Raw genomic sequence first — 1,319 nt, 5'->3', positions numbered from 1 at the left:
GGCTGGTCCTCGGCAATGAGCAGGCGATACTGTGGTTGCCCGGGGGCCAGAGCCGTAACGGTCATGTAACGAAACTCGGACGTGACAGCATCCGCGCTCTGGAGTGTTTCAACCGGGATATCGAAGTAGAACACCGCCCCCTTTCCAGGCTCGCTGGTAAAGCCGATCTGTCCTCCCATCAGTTGGACATACTGTTTGCTTATGGCCAATCCCAGGCCGGTTCCCGTCTGTGTTGCCGGTTGGAGGCCGACCTGCTCAAAGGGCAGGAAGATGCGTTCCCAGTTGTCCTTGTCAATACCAATCCCGGAATCCTCCACTTCAAACCGCACCCATACCGATTGCGTGGACTCCTCCATAATGGCCTCAGCCCGGAGGTTTACCCCGCCTTTGTCGGTGTACTTGACGGCGTTTCCGATCAGGTTGATCAGCACCTGACGCAGCTTGCCTGCATCGACGTTGATAACCTGTGGCAGGTTGGGGGATTGTTCCAATGTAAAACTTATGCCCTTGTCCATGAACTTCACAGACATCAGTGAGCTGAGTTCCGACAGGAATGTGTGCAGCGTGATACTACTTTTTTCTATGATCATATGGCCGGCCTCGATCTTGGAGATGTCCAGGACGTTGTTGATGAGGTTTAACAGGTGTTGTCCGCTGTTGGATATGATTTTCAGGTACTCCGATTGTTCCGTGGTTATATCACGTCCTGTCATCATCAGCCTGGAGAATCCGAGGATGGCATTGAGGGGGGTGCGCAGCTCATGGCTCATGTTGGCCAGGAAGGTGCTTTTGGCGCGGTTGGCTGTTTCGGCCTGTTCTTTGGCCTTTGTGGCCCTTTCACGGGAGCGGCGCATCGCCTCGCTTATGGAGGAGATCAGGAGACAGTTTACGGCAAAGACAGCCGCACCCAGCCAGTCACCAAAATCATCCAGAAAGGGTTTACCGGTCGGACTCCAAACGCTAACGGCAAGGATGGAAAGCACGATTGACACCACACCGGCAGAAATCCCCCCATAGACGGAGGCCGCCATCACTGCCGGATAAAACGTAAGCCAGGGAATACGTAGCTCCAAGGCCCCAAGTGGCCATATCCTCATGCCTAATGCTACGGCAACAAGGGCTATCGAGACGGTATAACGCTTTAGTAATTTCAGATATATATAAGTCACCACCAACTGCCTAGTTACTATTATACCACTAACTGCTTAATTCGTAATAGTTCACCCCCCTAAGAAGAAGGAAAGAAAGGGGCGGCTCCGCCCCCCTTCAGAACCCCCTGCAAGGGGGCCAGCCCCCTTGACCCCTTCTTACCTTGTTGA

1 protein-coding gene is annotated in these 1,319 nt (G+C 53.6%); it reads right to left on the bottom strand.

Features of this window, described 5'->3' with window-relative positions; genetic code table 11:
* Positions 1-1,172: sensor histidine kinase (locus HWQ67_RS18755; protein ID WP_218254217.1), on the bottom strand; the 1,172-nt coding region annotated here is incomplete at its 3' end.
* Between the last annotated feature and the right edge of the window lie 147 nt (positions 1,173-1,319).

The sequence above is a fragment of the Candidatus Magnetobacterium casense genome, from assembly GCF_019173545.1.
GTDB classification, from domain to species: Bacteria; Nitrospirota; Thermodesulfovibrionia; order Thermodesulfovibrionales; family Magnetobacteriaceae; genus Magnetobacterium; species Magnetobacterium cryptolimnobacter.
This window is presented reverse-complemented; position numbering and strand designations above follow the sequence as displayed.